The following is a 16,252-nucleotide window of genomic DNA, read 5'->3' on the forward strand; positions in this document are numbered from 1 at the left end:
ACTAAAAGCGCTACAATCCGTCGTCGCGCCTGGACGCTGGCCAGGCTGGTGAAACCGTCGGTTTTCCCTGCTGCGATTGCCGCCGCCGTCGTCTTTACCGGCGGATATTTCTTCGAACAGCAGAATCGGGAAAACTTCCAGAGCGAATTGAAGAGCAACGTTCAGAACGAGCTCGACCTGGTTTCTCTGCGTCTACAAAGCGAGATCAACAACAACATCACGGCGCTGCGCGGCTTTGCCAACAATTTCGCCGTTGACCCGACGATGCCGCAAACGCATTTCGACCAGCTGGCGACCAAGCTTCTGATCCAGAACCCGCAGATGGTGCGCGTCAGCGCAGCACCCGATGCGGTCATTGGCATGACCTTTCCGCTCAAGGGAAACGAGCGAATGATCGGCACCGATTTCAAGAAGTTCCGTTCATCGAGAATCGCCGTTGACCGCGCCCAATCCAAGGCAAAACCGATCATTGCCGGACCTGTCCGGCTGCCGAGCGGCCGTACCGGGTTCAACCTCTTTTCTCCCGTCTTTACCAGGATCGACGGTAACGCGTCGTTCTGGGGCTTCATGGAAGCTGTGATCGACGAAAAGGGGGTTTACGGCAGCGCACGCCTTATCGATGACGGCCGGCAGGAAAGCCGGGCGCATGATGGCCACCGGCAGGTGGACATCCAGCTGGCTATCCGCGATATCTCGGTGAAGAACAACATACAGGATGCCTTTTTCGGCGATAACGATCTCTTCGAAAAGGCGCCGGTCATCCGCCAGCTTCAACTGCCGGGCGGCACCTGGGAACTGGCAGCGATCCCGGCGGATGGATGGGCGCAGGAGCCGGCCAACAGCACATGGCTTGAAGTCACCATTCTCGTTGCCGCAACGATCATCATCATTCCGATTTTCCTGACGGGCGGACTGGTCAATGAGCGCCAGCGCAACATCGCCAAGCTTCGATCCCGCGAACGGGAACTGCTGACCGTCTCGCACCGGCTCAACCTGGCACTCGAATCCTCCAAGATCGGCATCTGGGAAATCGACCTCGATACACAGACACGCTCCTGGGACGAGCGCATGTACCATCTGCATGGCTTGCCACCTGGCGGCGGGGATCCGAGCTACGCGGAATGGCGCGGCTCCGTGCATCAAGACGATATCGCCACTGCTTCGCTGACATTGTTCCGGGCGTTGGACGAGGATCTGGAATACCGCTCGCAGTATCGCGTCGTCGGGCCCGACGACAGCATCCGTCATATCCGCAATGTCGGGTCCACCCATACCGGTGCTGACGGCAAGGCCAAGATCACGGGCATCAGCTGGGACGTTACCGACGACGTCCTGATGACCCAGCAGTTGCGGGCTGCAAAAGCCGGCGCGGATGAAAAGAATACCGAGCTTGAAGAAGCCCTGACCGGTCTGTCCGAACGTGAGCAGCAGCTGGAAGCAATTACCCGGCGTCTCGATCTTGCGCTTGATTCCTACAAGTGCGGCATGTGGGAGGCTGATCTCGTCACCGGCATCACCTATTGGGACGAGCGCATGCATCAGCTCTACCGGCTGACCTACGCCGGCGGCGAGACGACGCATGAAACCTGGGTCAACGCGCTGCATCCGGATGACCGCGAAGAGGCGCTTTCGAGCGTTGGCCGAACCATCGCCGAGGGCTTGCCTTACGTTCAGGCGTCGCGTGTTGTGCTTCCCGATGGGACAATCCGGCATGTCCGCTCCGTCGGCAAGATCCACGAGACGCCGGGCGGCGGCCGAAAACTGGTCGGCATCGCCTTCGATATCAGTGACGATGTGCTTTTGACAGAACAGCTGCGCACCGCAAAAGCCATGGCAGAGGCCAAAAACGACGAACTGGCCGACGCCAAGGACCGTATCGAGCATAATGCACTGCATGATCCTCTGACCGGGCTCGGCAACCGCCGCATGCTCGATAAGGAACTGGAGGCGCTATCGATCGCCGGCAAGGACGGCCTGCAGACTATCGCCATCCTGCATATCGACCTCGATCGCTTTAAACAAATCAACGACACGCTGGGCCACGCGGCCGGCGATGCAATGCTGGTGCATGCCTCGAAAATCCTGCGCGCGAATGTGCGCGCCGGCGATGTGGTCGCGCGTATCGGCGGTGATGAATTCGTCGTTCTGGTCACCAATCCCCCAAACAAGTTGTTCCTGTCGAACCTCTCCGAACGGATCATCGCAGAAATGCGCCAGCCGGTTGACTATAACGGGTTTCCCTGCCGTTTCGGCGTCAGCATCGGTATCGCCGTCGGAAAGGATCTTGCCTGCGACGAGCGGCAGTTGCTGGTCAATGCCGATATTGCGCTGTACCGCGCCAAGGAAAGCGGCCGCAACCGGCACGAATTCTTCACCGAGGCGCTGCAGGCCGAGATCATCACGACAAAACGCATCGCCGATGAAATTCTGGAAGGCATCGAAAAAAACCAGTTTGTCGCCTGGTATCAACCACAGTTCGACGCAAGTACCTTGCGTCTCTCGGGCGTCGAGGCACTGGTGCGCTGGAACCATCCGCGCGAAGGTGTGCTGACGCCGGACAAGTTCCTCCACATTGCCGAGGAACTGGATGTGGTGGCAACGATCGACCGCATCGTGCTCGACCGCTCGCTGATCGATGCGATGCGCTGGGCTGCCATGGGCATCGACGTACCGAAGATTTCCGTCAACGTTTCGGCCAAACGGCTCAGCGACGACCTGCTCTTGAACTCGTTGCAGGGCCTGTCGTTCAAGCCCGGCCAGCTGTCGTTCGAACTGGTGGAATCGATCTTCCTCGACGAGAGCGATGATATCGTCACCGCCAATATCGAGGGCATCAAGAAGCTCGGCATCGATATCGAGATCGACGATTTCGGCACCGGCCATACCTCGATCGTCAGCCTGTTGAAGATCAAGCCGAAACGGCTGAAGATCGACCGGCAGTTGGTGGCGCCGATCCTCAATTCCCGCAACGAGCAGGCGCTGATCCGCTCGATCATCGAAATCGGCCGGTCGCTGGGCATCGAAACGGTGGCCGAGGGCGTGGAAACCATGGCGCATGCGGAGATGCTCGGCCTGCTCGGCTGCGATCTCTTGCAGGGTTATGCCTTCGCCAAGCCTTTGAGCTTCGACAAGTTCGTGGCATTCGCCAACAAGGAAGCCCTGCAACTGGCGTCTTGATTGGCCTTTACGGCGAGACAGACTGTTCACGCGGCAATCGTCATATTTCGCCAGAAAGGTTTTCCCTTTCCGGCGTTTTCCACTATTAGTCTGCGCCTACTGAATGGCGCAACGGCTCGCCCGGATGCGCTTGGCCTCATTTCCGGTTGCCTGATCCATGTCGCACAATACTTTCGGTCATCTTTTCCGCGTTACCACCTGGGGCGAAAGCCACGGGCCGGCGCTCGGCTGCGTCATCGACGGCTGCCCTCCCGGCATCCGTTTCACCCTGCCCGAGCTGCAGGCCTGGCTCGACAAGCGCAAGCCCGGCCAGTCGCGTTTCGTTACCCAGCGCCGCGAGGACGATCTGGTCAAGATCCTCTCCGGCGTCATGCTGGATGCGGACGGCGAGACGATGATCACCACCGGCACGCCGGTCTCGATGATGATCGAGAACACCGACCAGCGCTCCAAGGACTATTCCGAGATTTCCAAGAGCTACCGGCCGGGCCACGCCGATTATACCTATGACGTCAAATACGGCATCCGCGACTATCGCGGCGGCGGCCGCTCGTCGGCGCGCGAAACCGCAGCCCGCGTTGCCGCCGGTGGCCTTGCCCGCAAGGTGGTTCCAGGGCTTGTCGTGCGCGGCGCGCTGGTGCAGATCGGCAAGCACAAGATCAACCGCGACAACTGGGACTGGAACGAAGTCGGCAACAACCCGTTCTTCGCGCCGGACCCTGCCATCGTCCCCGTCTGGGAAGAGTATCTCGACAGCATCCGCAAGTCCGGCTCCTCGGTCGGTGCGGTCGTCGAAGTCATTGCCGAAGGGGTGCCGGCCGGGATCGGCGCGCCAATTTATGCCAAGCTCGATCAGGATATCGCCTCCAACCTGATGTCGATCAACGCCGTCAAGGGCGTCGAGATCGGCAACGGTTTTGGCGCTGCCGAAATCACCGGCGAGGAAAATGCCGACGAGATGCGAATGGGCAATGACGGCAACCCGATCTTCCTGTCGAACCACGCCGGCGGCATTCTCGGCGGCATCTCGACAGGCCAGCCGGTGATCGCACGCTTTGCCATCAAGCCGACCTCCTCCATTCTCACCGAACGCCAGTCGATCGACAGTGACGGCAACAATGTCGATATCCGCACCAAGGGCCGCCATGACCCTTGCGTCGGCATCCGCGCCGTGCCGATTGGCGAGGCGATGCTTGCCTGCACCATTGCCGATCATTACTTGCGTGACCGTGGCCAGACCGGCCGGTTGAAGTAACATCCAAGGAAGAACCCCATGCCCTTTGACCAGAAGCGCGTTGCCGATGCCATCCGGGCCTTCGAGGCCGGCGAGATCGTTGTCGTGACTGACGACGACGGCCGCGAGAACGAAGGCGACCTGATCGTCGCGGCCGTCCATTGCACGCCGGAAAAGATGGCCTTCATCGTGCGCCACACCTCCGGCATCGTCTGCACGCCGATGCCGAAGGAAGAGGCCAAGCGCCTCAACCTCAACGCCATGGTGGCGGAAAACGATTCGGCCCACACGACGGCCTTTACCGTCACCGTCGATTTCAAGCACGGCACGACAACCGGCATTTCGGCTGAAGACCGGACGTTGACGGTGCGCAACCTTGCCAACCCGAATGTCGGTGCAGCCGACTTCACCCGTCCCGGCCACATCTTCCCATTGGTCGCCCGCGAAGGCGGCGTTTTGATGCGGTCCGGCCATACGGAAGCGGCTGTGGATCTCTGCCGCCTTGCCAGCCTGCCGCCGATCGGCGTCATCTGCGAGCTGGTCAATGATGATGGCACGGTGACGCGCGGCCCGCAGGTCACCGAATTTGCCGAAAAACACGGCCTCAAGCAGGTCTCCGTTGCCGATCTCATCGCCTACCGCCAGCGCAAGGAAACGCTGATCAATCTGGAGGCGACTTTCGACGTCGACACCCCCTATGGCAAGGCCAAGGCGCATGCCTATTCTCTGCCCTGGGACCCGATGCAGCACCTGGCCGTCACCTTCGGCGATATCCGCGACGGCGTCGATATTCCGGTCCGCCTACATCTGGAAAATGTCGCTGCAGACGTGTTCGGCCGCGATTGCCAGCTCGATCCGATCATGAAGCGCATGTCCGAACAGGGCCGCGGCGTCATCGTCTATCTGCGCGAAGGCTCGGTCGGCGTCGGCGTATCAACGACCGCACGCGCCGGCAAACATGAGCGCGAAGAGCACAGCGAAGCACAGGCCCGCGAAAGCGAATGGCTGGAAATCGGCCTCGGCGCCCAGATCCTGAAAGACCTCGGCATCACCTCGATCCGCCTGCTCTCCTCGCGCGAACGCCACTATGTCGGGCTGGAAGGTTTTGGGATAGAGATCGCGGCGACCGAGATCATCTGAACGAGACAAGCAATATGCAAGAGGCCAACGGTCGCGATGTGACCGGTGGCCTCTTGCCATTTCCCCGGACGAGCGCATCGGCAGCCGTGCCCGCTGCGGAATAATCCTGCCGGGAATGCCGGGGGCTATCCTTGGGAGCGCACCGAGAGATCAAGTTTCTCTCGGAGTTTCCGCTTCTCGTCGCGTGAATGGGTGGGGGCGGTTAACGCGATGTCCTCCGTCTTGGTGGTCACTGCTTTTCCGAGGATACGATGTAGCGTGGACATGAGCGTCGTATAGTCGTTATCGAAATCACCGTGGTGCCGCGCCTTGCTGGTGTCACGGGGAGACAGATGCTTCTTCCGGCTGGCAGGCTTCCAGAAGGCTGCGGGCAGATTTTCCTCGCTGTGGTCCCGGTCAAGACCAAGCAGCGGCACACCGTCTTTGATGACGGGTATGTGCGCCCATTTTTCAAAGGCATTGCTGACCAGATACAGCAGAGACTTGTGGTAGATGCCGGCGCAATCGTCGTCCCGCTCGGTGGCATCGTCCATGACGAACAGATCGAACGCCTCGATGGTCCCCTTCTCGATTAGAGGTTTATAGGCCTTGTTGAAAAGCTCCATCGTGCAGGCCGGAGCCCATAGGGTGAGGCTGGCAATCTTGACCTTGCCGGCAACCAGGCGTTCGACCAGAGGTGCGAGGAAAATCGAACCCGCACTGTGGCCGACGAGATGGATCTCATCGATCTTGCCGGAGGTATAAAGACCGATCAGATGATCCGCCGTCAGCCTTGCCGCGCCCGCCCTGTTGCTCGTTGCCCGCTCGGCATTCTCCTTCATCTCGTCCCAGAGTGCCTTTCCGCCGAGATTGCGCGCCACGACCTCGAGCGTATCGTCGAGCCGGTCCAGCATGAAATCCTTGGCCTTGTCGAGGATACCTTCGTCGCGCCGCCGCGACAGGGCATCCTTCAGGATATTGCCGATGGTGCTCCAGGCATCGGAGCGCCAGATGAAGGATAATGGATAAACCTGCGAGTTCAAAAGTGGGGCAAGATTGTTGGACACGGTCTGCACCGCGCCATCCTGCGAGACGAGGCCGCCATGGGCGTAGAGTAACACCCGCTTCTTGTCCCAGCTCGCCATCGATGCGGGCATCCGCTCGGTGACGAGGGTCTTCAAAGCGGCCGGTGTCAGTCCGTAGGTTCCCTTCTCATCGAGAACGCCATCATTCTTCGAGGTGATGATATAGGGCCGCAGATCGGCATAGACCTGGCTTTCATAGCTGCGCGGCGCATCGGCACGCATCGCCGCCGAAGCCATCGGGGATGTCAGATCCACGGGAGCTCCGAGCGCAGCAACCCAGATATCCGACCCGTTTGCCAGCCAGTCGACATAGGACAGGTTGGCGAGGCCGCCGGAACCCCATTTTGGCCCCCAGCTGTTCTGAATCCAGAAGCCGCGCCGGTCATAACCGACCACCGCAAAAGCGTGGCCGCCGATGATGGTATCCTGCCGGTACTCGATCAGTTCGTCGCCTTGACCGACGCGTTGCCATCCTTCGTGCACGGCAGCCGTGGCGTAGAGCATGCCAACCTCATTGATGGCGGCGTGCATCGCCACAAGGTCCTTGTGATTGACCCGGAAATAGGCGCCGAGCGGCCTGCCCAGCGCATCGGCCGACCGTTTCTCCTCCAGCGTCGGATCCGGGTCGCGATCCTTCCAGAGATCCAGTGCACACAGGCCATGCTTGAACCAGCCCTTCATTGCACCGCGGGCGCTTGATCCATCATAGTCTTCGCCCGGCCACTCATCGTAGCGCTTGGCCATGGCATAGAGCATCCAGGCGCTGACTTCGTCGGCGGTCGGATTCTGGCCGCGGATCCGCAACAGATAATTCGCGACCGTCGCCAGTCCGAAGCCGGTACAAGCGCCCTCTTTGCCTTGATTGAGGACCGGTATCTCGAGCGCGCGGTAACCGGCAAGATCGGACACCGCAGGAACCCGGATAAGGGTCGGCACGAATGTCGCATCCCGAAAATCCACGGTGTCGGGGAGCGCATCGAATGTTCTTTTAGGGGGATTGCGCGGCTTGCTCGGCTTCTTGACAATGGCTCTCTCCTGCCAGCTCAAATCGACGGGTCGCGTTCTTCTACCTCAACTCTTCAACCGCCACCCAAGAACTACACGTATATAGCGTATTTACAGATGTTGCAATCCGCACGTTTTTGATATGCCGATCGGGGATCACCAGTTGATGAACCTAGCTGCTGCCCCACCCCTCCAGAAACACCACCCGCTCGACACCGGCAAACTTCGCCACACGGGTCAACTCCGCCTCTAGCCGCTCCATCCGGCCGGTGGATGAGCGCACGCCCTTTTCCCACCAGAGCCGCTTGACGTTCAGCGAGCCGGTCTTGCGCTCCGCCTTCATGTCGATGCGGCCGACGATGCGGTCGCCTTCGAGCAGCGGGAAGACATAGTAGCCGTATTCACGTTTTGGCTCGGGGACGAAAACTTCGATACGATAATAGAAACCGAACAGGCGTTCGGTGCGATTGCGGTTGCGGATCAGCGGATCGAAGGGGCTGAGCACGCGGATACGGGCGGGCGGCTCAGCGAGGTCGCCGAGATTGTCGGGGAAACCGGTGAAGGCATAGGAAAGACGTGGTTTTTCGCCGTCGGCGGGCACGATCATCACCTCGGTCAGTTCGTCGCGATGTTCCGTAACCCAGGCCTTGGCTTCTTCCGGCGAAATCAGGTCGAAGAACGCGGCGATCTCGCCATGGGTGGCAAAACCGAGCCGTTCGAGCGCCGCGCGGCAGGCCCAGTCGAGGAAGACGTCGTGGCTGACCTCGGGCTCGTAATGATGGCCGGGGATGACCCGTTCAGCGAGATCGTAGATCTTCTGGAAGTTCTGGCGGCCGGCGATGGCAAGCTTGCCGGTATGCCAGTAATATTCGAGCGCCGTCTTGTTGGGATGCCAGTTCCACCAGCCGCCCGATTTATGATCGGCAACCTTGAGGTCGCGCGACATGACAGCGCCGCCGTCGGCGATGCGCTGAAAAGTCTCTTCGAAGGTACTGTCGAACCCTTCGCCATGCCATTTCAGCCAACGCTCCATAAGGATCGGCTCACGCCGGGCAAAGCGGTGTTTCCAATAGCGGAAAAACTCCGAAGGCAGGATCGAGGCGTCGTGCGTCCAGTGTTCGAACAGCGCTCCGTCCTTTTCCAGAAGCTCGGTCAGGTGCTCGCGCTTGTAGGTCTGGTTGCGCGAAAACAGGATCTGGTGATGGGCGCGCTCGACGGTCGAGATGCTGTCCACCTGGACGAAGCCGATCTCATGAATGAGATCGAGCAGGCCCTGCTTGCCGAGCGCCCGGTTGGGGGCTGCGGCCAGGCCCTGCTTGTTGAGGAAGATGCGCCGGGCATCGCGGTTGGAAACGAGAATCGCCATCTGACAATCTAGGCAAATGTTCACACTTTGTTCAAGTCGAAACCGGCGCCTATTTCCATCCATAAGGAAATCGTCCTATAGAGCCTCGACATTCGAACGCGGGGGACGCGGATTGGACATACGCTTTTCCGGCGCATCAGTGAGATATGGCGAGCGCACGGTTCTTCAGCCGCTAACGCTATCGCTGACCGAGCGGCGCATCGGCATTATCGGGCTGAACGGATCTGGCAAGACCACGTTCGCGCGGCTGATCAACGGGCTGGTCAAGCCGACCGTGGGCCAGGTGACGGTGAATGGTCTCGATACCGTGCAGGACGCCAGTGCGACGCTGGCTGAGGCCGGTTTCATTTTCCAGAACCCGCAGCACCAGATCATCATGCCGATCGTGCACGAAGATATCGCCTTCGGCTTGAAGAACCGTGGGCTGAAGGCGGACGAGATCGAGCGCCGCACAGCCGCCGTGCTCGAACGCTTCGGCATCACCCATTTGGCCAGACGGCGAGTGCACGAGCTTTCGGGCGGCGAGACGCAGCTGGTCGCCATTGCCAGCGTGTTGGTCACCGGCCCCGGCATTCTCATTCTCGACGAGCCGACCAATCAGCTGGACCTGAAAAACCGGCGTCTGGTGGAAAATACCATTGCCGGGCTTGCCGAGCACACCATCGTCATCAGCCACGACCTGCCGCTGATCGAAAAGTTCGACCGGGTATTGCTGTTTCATGACGGCAGGCTTGTTGCCGATGGCCCGGCGCCTGAGAGCATTCGCGTCTATCATGAGGTGGCCGGATGCTGAACGGGCTGAATATCGAGGGCACGACGCCGCTGCACCGGATGTCGGTGCGGATGAAGCTCGCCATCCTGCTGATCTGCGGGCTGGCGCTGTATGCCGTTTCGTCCCTTTATATTCTGATCCCGGCCTTCGTCATTGCCGCCCTGATCTATTTTACCACGGGCCTTTCCTTTCGCGAGGGCGTGTCCCGGCTGAAGCCCATCCTGTTCACAATCCTGATCCTTCTGATCGCCACCGCCTATCTGACCTCGATGCGCGAGGCGGCCGAGAGCTTTTTCCGGCTGATGGCGATCGTGCTGTTTGCAGGTGCTGTGACCGCGACGACGGCGACCGGTGCCTTTATCGACGAGATCACCCGGCTGCTGCAGCCGCTCGACCGGCTCGGTCTGTTGCGGGCCGCCGATGTCGGGCTCGCCTTCGGGCTGGTGCTGCGGTTCGTGCCGGATATCTTCAACCACTACCAGTCGATCCGCGAGGCGCACCGGGCGCGCGGGCTGAAAGTCCGGCCGTTGACGATCCTTGCGCCGTTGATCATCCTGACGCTGAAAGACGCCGACACGATCGCCATGGCCATCGACGCGCGCGGTTTCAGGCGGCCGCGGGAGAACCGCTGACTGACAGCGCCGGGGCCTGCGAGCCTCCGAATTTCCTTTCCGGCCTTGGCCGAACGCATGCACAAATATCGATCGACAAAGGACCTGCCATGACCACCAGAGACCTCGTTCTCATTGCCCTCTTCACCGCGATCATCGTGGTTCTCGGCCTCATCCCGCCGGTGACGCTCGGCTTCATTCCGGTGCCGATCACCGCCCAGTCGATGGGCGTGATGCTGGCGGGCTGCATCATCGGCGCCAGGCGCGGCGCGCTCGCTTATGTGCTGCTGGTGCTACTGGTCGCCATCGGGCTTCCGGTTCTGTCCGGCGGCCGTGGCGGACTGGCCATCATCCAGGGCCCGACCGGCGGCTTCGTGCTCGGCTGGATCGTTGCTACATTTGTCACCGGCCTGATCGCCGAGCGGCTGGTCAAGGAAGGCCAGAGCGAGATCAGGCAATTTGCCGGTTTCTTCATCGCCTCCGTCGTCGGGGGCATCGGCGTGCTCTATGCCATCGGCATGCCTTGGGTGACCGCAGTCACCGGTACGCCGCTTTCAGCCGTCGCCACCGGTTCGCTGGCCTTCATCCCGGGCGATCTCGTCAAGGCCGTGATTGCAACGCTGGCAGCCCGCGCCGTTCTCGCCGGCTATCCGCTGCTGCACGCACGCGCCTGAGCGCCTCATCATCGTCAAATAGCCCGGGCGTTACGTCCGGGCTATTTGCATTGGCGCGCCGCTGTTGAAAACACCGCAAACGCCCTACCTAAAGCATGGACCTCGCCCCCCCGAAGCCATAGGTTCCCGCCATGACCACGATCCTGTTCGAAAACCCTATCTTCCTGGAACACAAGGTTCCTGAAGGCCATCCCGAGCGGCCCGACCGGCTGAAGGCGCTGAACCTTGCGCTGGAGCATGAGCGGTTTTCGCCGCTGTCGCGGCTTGAGGCGCCGCAGGGCAACGAGGATCTGGTGCTGCTTGCCCATCCCGAACAGCACCTGCGCACGGTGATGTCCGCCATTCCAGAGGAAGGAATCGAGGCGCTTGAGGCCGATACCTATGCCAGCCCCGCCAGCTTGCAGGCCGCCTTGACCGGCATCGGTGGCGCAGTTGCGGCCGTCGATGCGGTGTTTTCCGGCAAGGCCGACAATGCCTTCGTCGCCTCGCGCCCGCCCGGCCACCACGCCGAAAAGAACAAGGCGATGGGCTTCTGCTTCTTCAACAACATCGCCATTGCCGCACGCCATGCCCAGCAGAAATACGGCGCAGAACGCGTCGCCATCGTCGACTGGGACGTGCATCACGGCAACGGCACGCAGGATATCTTCTGGGATGATCCGTCCGTGCTGTTCTGTTCGACGCACCAGATGCCGCTTTATCCCGGCACTGGTGCCAAGACCGAGACGGGCGCCGGCAATATCGTCAACGCGCCGCTGTCACCCGATACCGGCAGCGATCATTTTCGCGAAGCCTTCAAGTCGCGCATCCTGACAGCGCTCGACGATTTTCGCCCGGATTTCATCCTGATCTCGGCTGGTTTCGACGCCCATCACCGCGACCCCCTGGCGCAGATCAATCTGGTCGCCGAGGATTTCGATTGGGCGACCGGGCGGTTGCTTGACGTCGCGGGGAAAACCGCAAACAACCGCATCGTCAGCCTGCTCGAAGGCGGCTACGATCTTCAAGGGCTGGCCGAATCGGCCGGAACCCATATCTACCGCCTGATGAGAGGATGACCATGACCACCACCGCGCAAACGGGCGCCGCCCCGATCGACGTATCCGCCCTCTCCTTCGAAAAAGCCGTCGAGGAACTCGAAGCCATCGTCTCGGCGCTGGAGCGCGGCGATGTGGCGCTTGATAAGTCGATCGAGATCTATGAGCGCGGCGAAGCGCTGAAGAAACATTGTGAAGCGCTGTTGGGTGCCGCTGAAAATCGAATCGAGAAGATCAGGCTCGACCGGGCGGGCAAGCCGCAAGGTGTAGAGCCGCTCGACGGGGAGTGAGTGACACCAAGTCTACAGGGCTATGGTCGTTCTGATCTCATCGTAGCCTGCATGCAGGCCATTGGCATCGTGTTCGATCAGTCCGGCCTTGGATAAAATCTCCACGTCCTCGTGAACACGCCGGTAATCCCTGCCCAAGCTGCGCGCTAGGGCGGCAATGCTGGCCTGTGGATGGCGGCGCAGATGACGCAGCAGTTCAAGCCGCTTTGTCGTCATCGTCTGCGACAACGCATCCCAATTCACGAAGGTCAGATGGTCTTCGGAAACGGCCTCGCCCTTTTCCGCGCGATGCCACGCATCGGCGACCCGCTTCTCCAGATCGACAAAAGAACCGCCAATATGAAGCTCTACATCCTTGCTCATATTCGCTCTCCCCTTTCCCTTTCGACATCCCGCCGGAAATCGGCCAGCAGCTTTTCAATGGAGACAAACGCGTAATTTTCTTCGTGGTCGCCATAATGGCGATGATCGCCCTTGCCGCGTTCATTGTCATATCCAACAATTCTCTCGCCCGGACGGCCGTAAAACAGAGAATATTTGAGAAAGTGGGACGCTGGCGGAACGGATACCGGCACGCGCCAAACCTTGACCTCAAGGATCGCACCATCCTGAAAAATCAGGCGATCACGAATGATCAGTGTCGCTTTCATTACTCAAAATATGTCATGCGACGCCATATGGCGTCAAGCGCCATAAATCCGGGAAAGGACCACTGGTAGTTTTGCTGCTCCGGGCCTACCTTAGTGTTGATTTAAACCGACGAGGATCCGCCATGTCCTTCTTTCCCGGACCAGACCCCGAGGCCGGTGATGCGCCGGCGTGCGATGCGATCGAGCATCTGATCATTCCGCGCACCAGCGATATCGGCAATCTGCAGGTGCGCCGGGCGCTGCCGACGGCAAAGCGCCGGCTGGTCGGGCCGTTCATCTTCTTTGACCGGATGGGGCCTGCTCTGCTCAAGGCCGGTCAGGCTCTGGATGTGCGGCCGCATCCGCATATCGGGCTTTCCACCGTCACCTATCTGTTCGATGGCGAGATCAAGCATCGCGACAGCTTGGGGACCGAGATGGTCATCGCGCCCGGCGACCTCAACCTGATGACGGCGGGACGCGGGATCGTGCATTCGGAACGCTCGCCGGAAAACCTGCGCGGCAAGCCGCAATCGATCTCCGGCCTGCAGACCTGGCTGGCGCTGCCCGATCAATACGAGGAGATCGACCCGATCTTTGCCCATACCGAAAAACGCGACCTGCCCTCCTTCAACATGGACGGACTGGAAGGCCGAGTCGTCATCGGCCAGTTCGAAGGCATGAAATCGCCGGTTTCGGTGTTTTCCGACACGATCTATGTCGATTTGAGGATCGAACCCGGCAAGAGTGCGCCGTTTGCGGCCGAATGGGAAGAGCGGGCGCTCTATATCCTCGAGGGCGAGGCAATCATCGCCGGCGATCATTTTGCCGACAATCAACTGCTGGTTTTCCGGGCGGGCGATGCGATCACCGTCACCGCCGGCCCATTGGGCTGTCATATCATGCTGTTCGGCGGGGCAGCCCTTGGTTCGGCCCGGCATATCTGGTGGAACTTCGTTTCGTCCTCCAAGGAACGGATCGATCAAGCCAAGGAGGAATGGCGAACCGGCCGTTTCGACATCGTGCCTGGCGACGAGGAAGAGTTTGTCCCTTTGCCGGAACGGTAATATTGGTTAAACTCACAGCGTGCCGCAAGAAAACCGGTTTTTGCAATCCATAACGAAACTGTTTAAAGACGCGGTTCCCAGCGGACACCAACACTAGACATCGCGGCTCCCTTGAAAGCGCGAGAACGAAGGCCTTAGCGTGACACAATTGCCAGTCCATCCGATGCCGGCGACCCCCCTTCTCGATCAGGTAACCTATCCCGATGATTTGAAGAGGATCGACGACAAGGACTTGCCGCAACTGGCAGCCGAACTGCGCTCGGAGATGATCGACGCCGTATCGCGCACCGGCGGTCATCTGGGTGCGGGCCTCGGCGTCGTTGAATTGACCATTGCCATCCACAAGGTCTTCAATACCCCGCATGATCGGCTGATCTTTGACGTCGGTCATCAATGTTATCCGCACAAGATCCTCACCGGCCGCCGCGACCGGATCCGCACGTTGCGCCAGGAGGACGGCCTGTCCGGCTTCACCCGCCGCGCCGAAAGCGAATACGACCCTTTTGGTGCTGCCCATTCCTCGACTTCGATTTCCGCCGGCCTCGGCATGGCAGTCGCGGCCGATCTCTCCGGCGAACACCGCAACGTCATTTCCGTCATCGGCGATGGCGCCATGTCGGCCGGCATGGCCTATGAGGCGCTCAACAATGCCGGTGCGCTCGATGCGCGGCTGATCGTCATCCTCAACGACAACGACATGTCGATCGCGCCGCCGACCGGCGCCATGAGCGCCTATCTGGCGCGTCTTGCCTCCGGCCGCACCTATATGGGCTTCCGCGATCTCGGCAAGAAACTGACGGCCTATCTCGGCAAGACGGTGGACCGGGCGATTACCCGCGCCGTCGAACATGCGCGCGGCTATGTGACCGGCGGCACGCTGTTCGAGGAGATGGGTTTTTACCATATCGGCCCGATCGACGGTCATTCCTTCGAGCATCTTCTGCCCGTGCTGCGCAATGTACGCGACAATTCTAAGGGCCCAGTGCTGATCCATGTGGTGACGCAGAAGGGCAAGGGCTATCCGCCGGCAGAAGCTGCAGCCGACAAATATCACGGCGTCAACACGTTCGACGTCATCACCGGGGCGCAGGCCAAAGCCAAGCCGAATGCTCCGGCCTATACCTCCGTGTTTGCCGAAGCGCTGACGCAGGAAGCTGGCTATGACGACAAGATCGTCGCCGTCACCGCCGCCATGCCATCCGGCACCGGCCTCGACAAGTTCGCGTTGGCCCACCCCTCGCGCTGCTTCGATGTCGGCATCGCCGAGCAGCATGCGGTGACCTTTGCCGCCGGACTGGCGTCCGAAGGCTACAAGCCGTTCTGCGCGCTCTATTCGACCTTCCTGCAGCGCGGTTACGACCAGGTGGTGCACGACGTGGCGATCCAGGGCCTGCCGGTGCGCTTCCCGATCGACCGCGCCGGTTTCGTTGGTGCCGATGGTCCGACCCATGCCGGTTCGTTCGACACGACCTATCTTGCCACCCTGCCCGGCTTCGTCGTCATGGCGGCAGCGGATGAAGCGGAACTCAAGCATATGGTGCGCACCGCTGCGGCCTATGACGAGGGTCCGATCTCGTTCCGCTATCCGCGCGGCGAAGGTGTCGGCGTGGAGATGCCGGAACGCGGCCAGATTCTGGAAGTCGGCAAAGGCCGGGTGATGAAACAGGGCTCGAAGGTGGCGCTGTTGTCCTTCGGTACGCGCCTGGCCGATTGCCTTGTTGCCGCCGAAGACCTCGATGCCGCCGGGCTTTCGACGACCGTCGTCGATGCTCGCTTTGCCAAGCCGCTTGATCATGACCTGATCCGCCAGCTGGCCAAGCATCACGAGGTGCTGATCACCATCGAGGAAGGTGCCGTCGGCGGCTTCGGCAGCCATGTGCTGCAATTCCTTGCCCATGAGGGCCTGCTCGATAACGGCCTAAAAATCCGGCCGCTGGTTCTGCCGGATATCTGGATGGAACAGGCCAAGCCCGAAGCCATGTATGCCAAGGCGGGCCTCGACCGCGCCGGCATTGTTTCGACCGTGTTCAAGACGCTCGGCCAGAAGCAGCAGATCGGTTCCAGCGTCGCCGGCTGAGGGCGCATTGCGCCTCAGGCATCGATCAATCTTTGATGGATGGGACACCGGCAGAGCCGGTGTCACCGATATCACTGTGCCGCCCCCACGCGGTGGCGGCATTTCTCGA

General features: G+C 60.7%; 14 protein-coding genes. 10 read left to right on the forward strand and 4 right to left on the reverse strand.

Going from position 1 to position 16,252, the window contains the following annotated elements:
- Positions 1-48 precede the first annotated feature (48 nt).
- The 3 genes from ACP7E0_RS11785 (at position 49) to ribB (ending at position 5,551) form a co-directional block, all read left to right on the forward strand.
- Complete coding sequence (locus tag ACP7E0_RS11785; RefSeq protein WP_426125078.1) at positions 49-3,177, forward strand: bifunctional diguanylate cyclase/phosphodiesterase; 3,129 nt, start codon at positions 49-51, stop codon at positions 3,175-3,177.
- A 157-nt stretch (positions 3,178-3,334) separates the two neighbouring features.
- A complete protein-coding gene (gene aroC / locus ACP7E0_RS11790) occupies positions 3,335-4,432 on the forward strand; it encodes a chorismate synthase (RefSeq protein ID WP_426125080.1) in 1,098 nt (365 codons plus the stop codon).
- 18 nt (positions 4,433-4,450) lie between these two features.
- The gene (ribB, locus tag ACP7E0_RS11795; RefSeq protein WP_426125081.1) at positions 4,451-5,551 is read left to right on the forward strand and encodes a 3,4-dihydroxy-2-butanone-4-phosphate synthase; all 1,101 of its coding nucleotides are present in this window, start codon (positions 4,451-4,453) and stop codon (positions 5,549-5,551) included.
- Positions 5,552-5,676: 125 nt separating this feature from the next.
- Here the strand turns inward: ribB and ACP7E0_RS11800 are convergent, their stop codons facing one another.
- Complete coding sequence (locus ACP7E0_RS11800) at positions 5,677-7,551, reverse strand: C1 family peptidase (RefSeq protein WP_426125082.1); 1,875 nt, start codon at positions 7,549-7,551, stop codon at positions 5,677-5,679.
- A 241-nt stretch (positions 7,552-7,792) separates the two neighbouring features.
- A complete protein-coding gene (locus tag ACP7E0_RS11805; RefSeq protein ID WP_426125083.1) occupies positions 7,793-8,986 on the reverse strand; it encodes a winged helix-turn-helix domain-containing protein in 1,194 nt (397 codons plus the stop codon).
- A gap of 112 nt (positions 8,987-9,098) precedes the next feature.
- Between ACP7E0_RS11805 and ACP7E0_RS11810 the strand changes: the two genes are divergently transcribed.
- From ACP7E0_RS11810 to ACP7E0_RS11830, 5 genes are all read left to right on the forward strand, one after another.
- Positions 9,099-9,779, forward strand: a complete 681-nt coding sequence (locus tag ACP7E0_RS11810) for an energy-coupling factor ABC transporter ATP-binding protein (RefSeq protein WP_426125084.1) — start codon at positions 9,099-9,101, stop codon at positions 9,777-9,779.
- On the forward strand, positions 9,773-10,390 hold the full coding sequence (locus tag ACP7E0_RS11815; RefSeq protein WP_426125085.1) for an energy-coupling factor transporter transmembrane component T family protein: 618 nt from the start codon (positions 9,773-9,775) through the stop codon (positions 10,388-10,390). Before ACP7E0_RS11810 ends, ACP7E0_RS11815 begins: the two co-directional genes overlap by 7 nt.
- An 89-nt stretch (positions 10,391-10,479) precedes the next feature.
- Entirely contained in the window at positions 10,480-11,043 is a 564-nt protein-coding gene (locus ACP7E0_RS11820; protein WP_426125086.1) for a biotin transporter BioY, read from the forward strand.
- Positions 11,044-11,174: 131 nt separating this feature from the next.
- Positions 11,175-12,101 (forward strand): histone deacetylase family protein, encoded by a 927-nt coding sequence (locus tag ACP7E0_RS11825; RefSeq protein WP_426125087.1) that lies wholly within the window; start codon positions 11,175-11,177, stop codon positions 12,099-12,101.
- Entirely contained in the window at positions 12,098-12,370 is a 273-nt protein-coding gene (locus ACP7E0_RS11830) for an exodeoxyribonuclease VII small subunit (RefSeq protein WP_426125089.1), read from the forward strand. The genes ACP7E0_RS11825 and ACP7E0_RS11830 overlap by 4 nt, the downstream gene beginning before the upstream one ends.
- A gap of 12 nt (positions 12,371-12,382) precedes the next feature.
- Here ACP7E0_RS11830 and ACP7E0_RS11835 read toward each other — a convergent pair whose 3' ends face one another.
- Both ACP7E0_RS11835 and ACP7E0_RS11840 read right to left on the reverse strand, forming a co-directional pair.
- The gene (locus ACP7E0_RS11835) at positions 12,383-12,733 is read right to left on the reverse strand and encodes a hypothetical protein (RefSeq protein WP_426125090.1); all 351 of its coding nucleotides are present in this window, start codon (positions 12,731-12,733) and stop codon (positions 12,383-12,385) included.
- Positions 12,730-13,020, reverse strand: a complete 291-nt coding sequence (locus ACP7E0_RS11840; protein ID WP_426125092.1) for a toxin-antitoxin system TumE family protein — start codon at positions 13,018-13,020, stop codon at positions 12,730-12,732. The genes ACP7E0_RS11835 and ACP7E0_RS11840 overlap by 4 nt, the downstream gene beginning before the upstream one ends.
- A gap of 122 nt (positions 13,021-13,142) precedes the next feature.
- Here ACP7E0_RS11840 and ACP7E0_RS11845 point away from each other — a divergent pair, with 122 nt between their 5' ends.
- Together ACP7E0_RS11845 and dxs are read left to right on the forward strand one after the other, a co-directional pair.
- The gene (locus tag ACP7E0_RS11845; RefSeq protein ID WP_426125093.1) at positions 13,143-14,066 is read left to right on the forward strand and encodes a pirin family protein; all 924 of its coding nucleotides are present in this window, start codon (positions 13,143-13,145) and stop codon (positions 14,064-14,066) included.
- Positions 14,067-14,229: 163 nt separating this feature from the next.
- The gene (gene dxs / locus ACP7E0_RS11850) at positions 14,230-16,143 is read left to right on the forward strand and encodes a 1-deoxy-D-xylulose-5-phosphate synthase (protein ID WP_426125322.1); all 1,914 of its coding nucleotides are present in this window, start codon (positions 14,230-14,232) and stop codon (positions 16,141-16,143) included.
- The last annotated feature ends 109 nt before the right edge of the window (positions 16,144-16,252 follow it).

Origin of the sequence: Pararhizobium sp. PWRC1-1 (genome assembly GCF_049897905.1) — a bacterium.
Taxonomy (GTDB): domain Bacteria; phylum Pseudomonadota; class Alphaproteobacteria; order Rhizobiales; family Rhizobiaceae; genus Pararhizobium.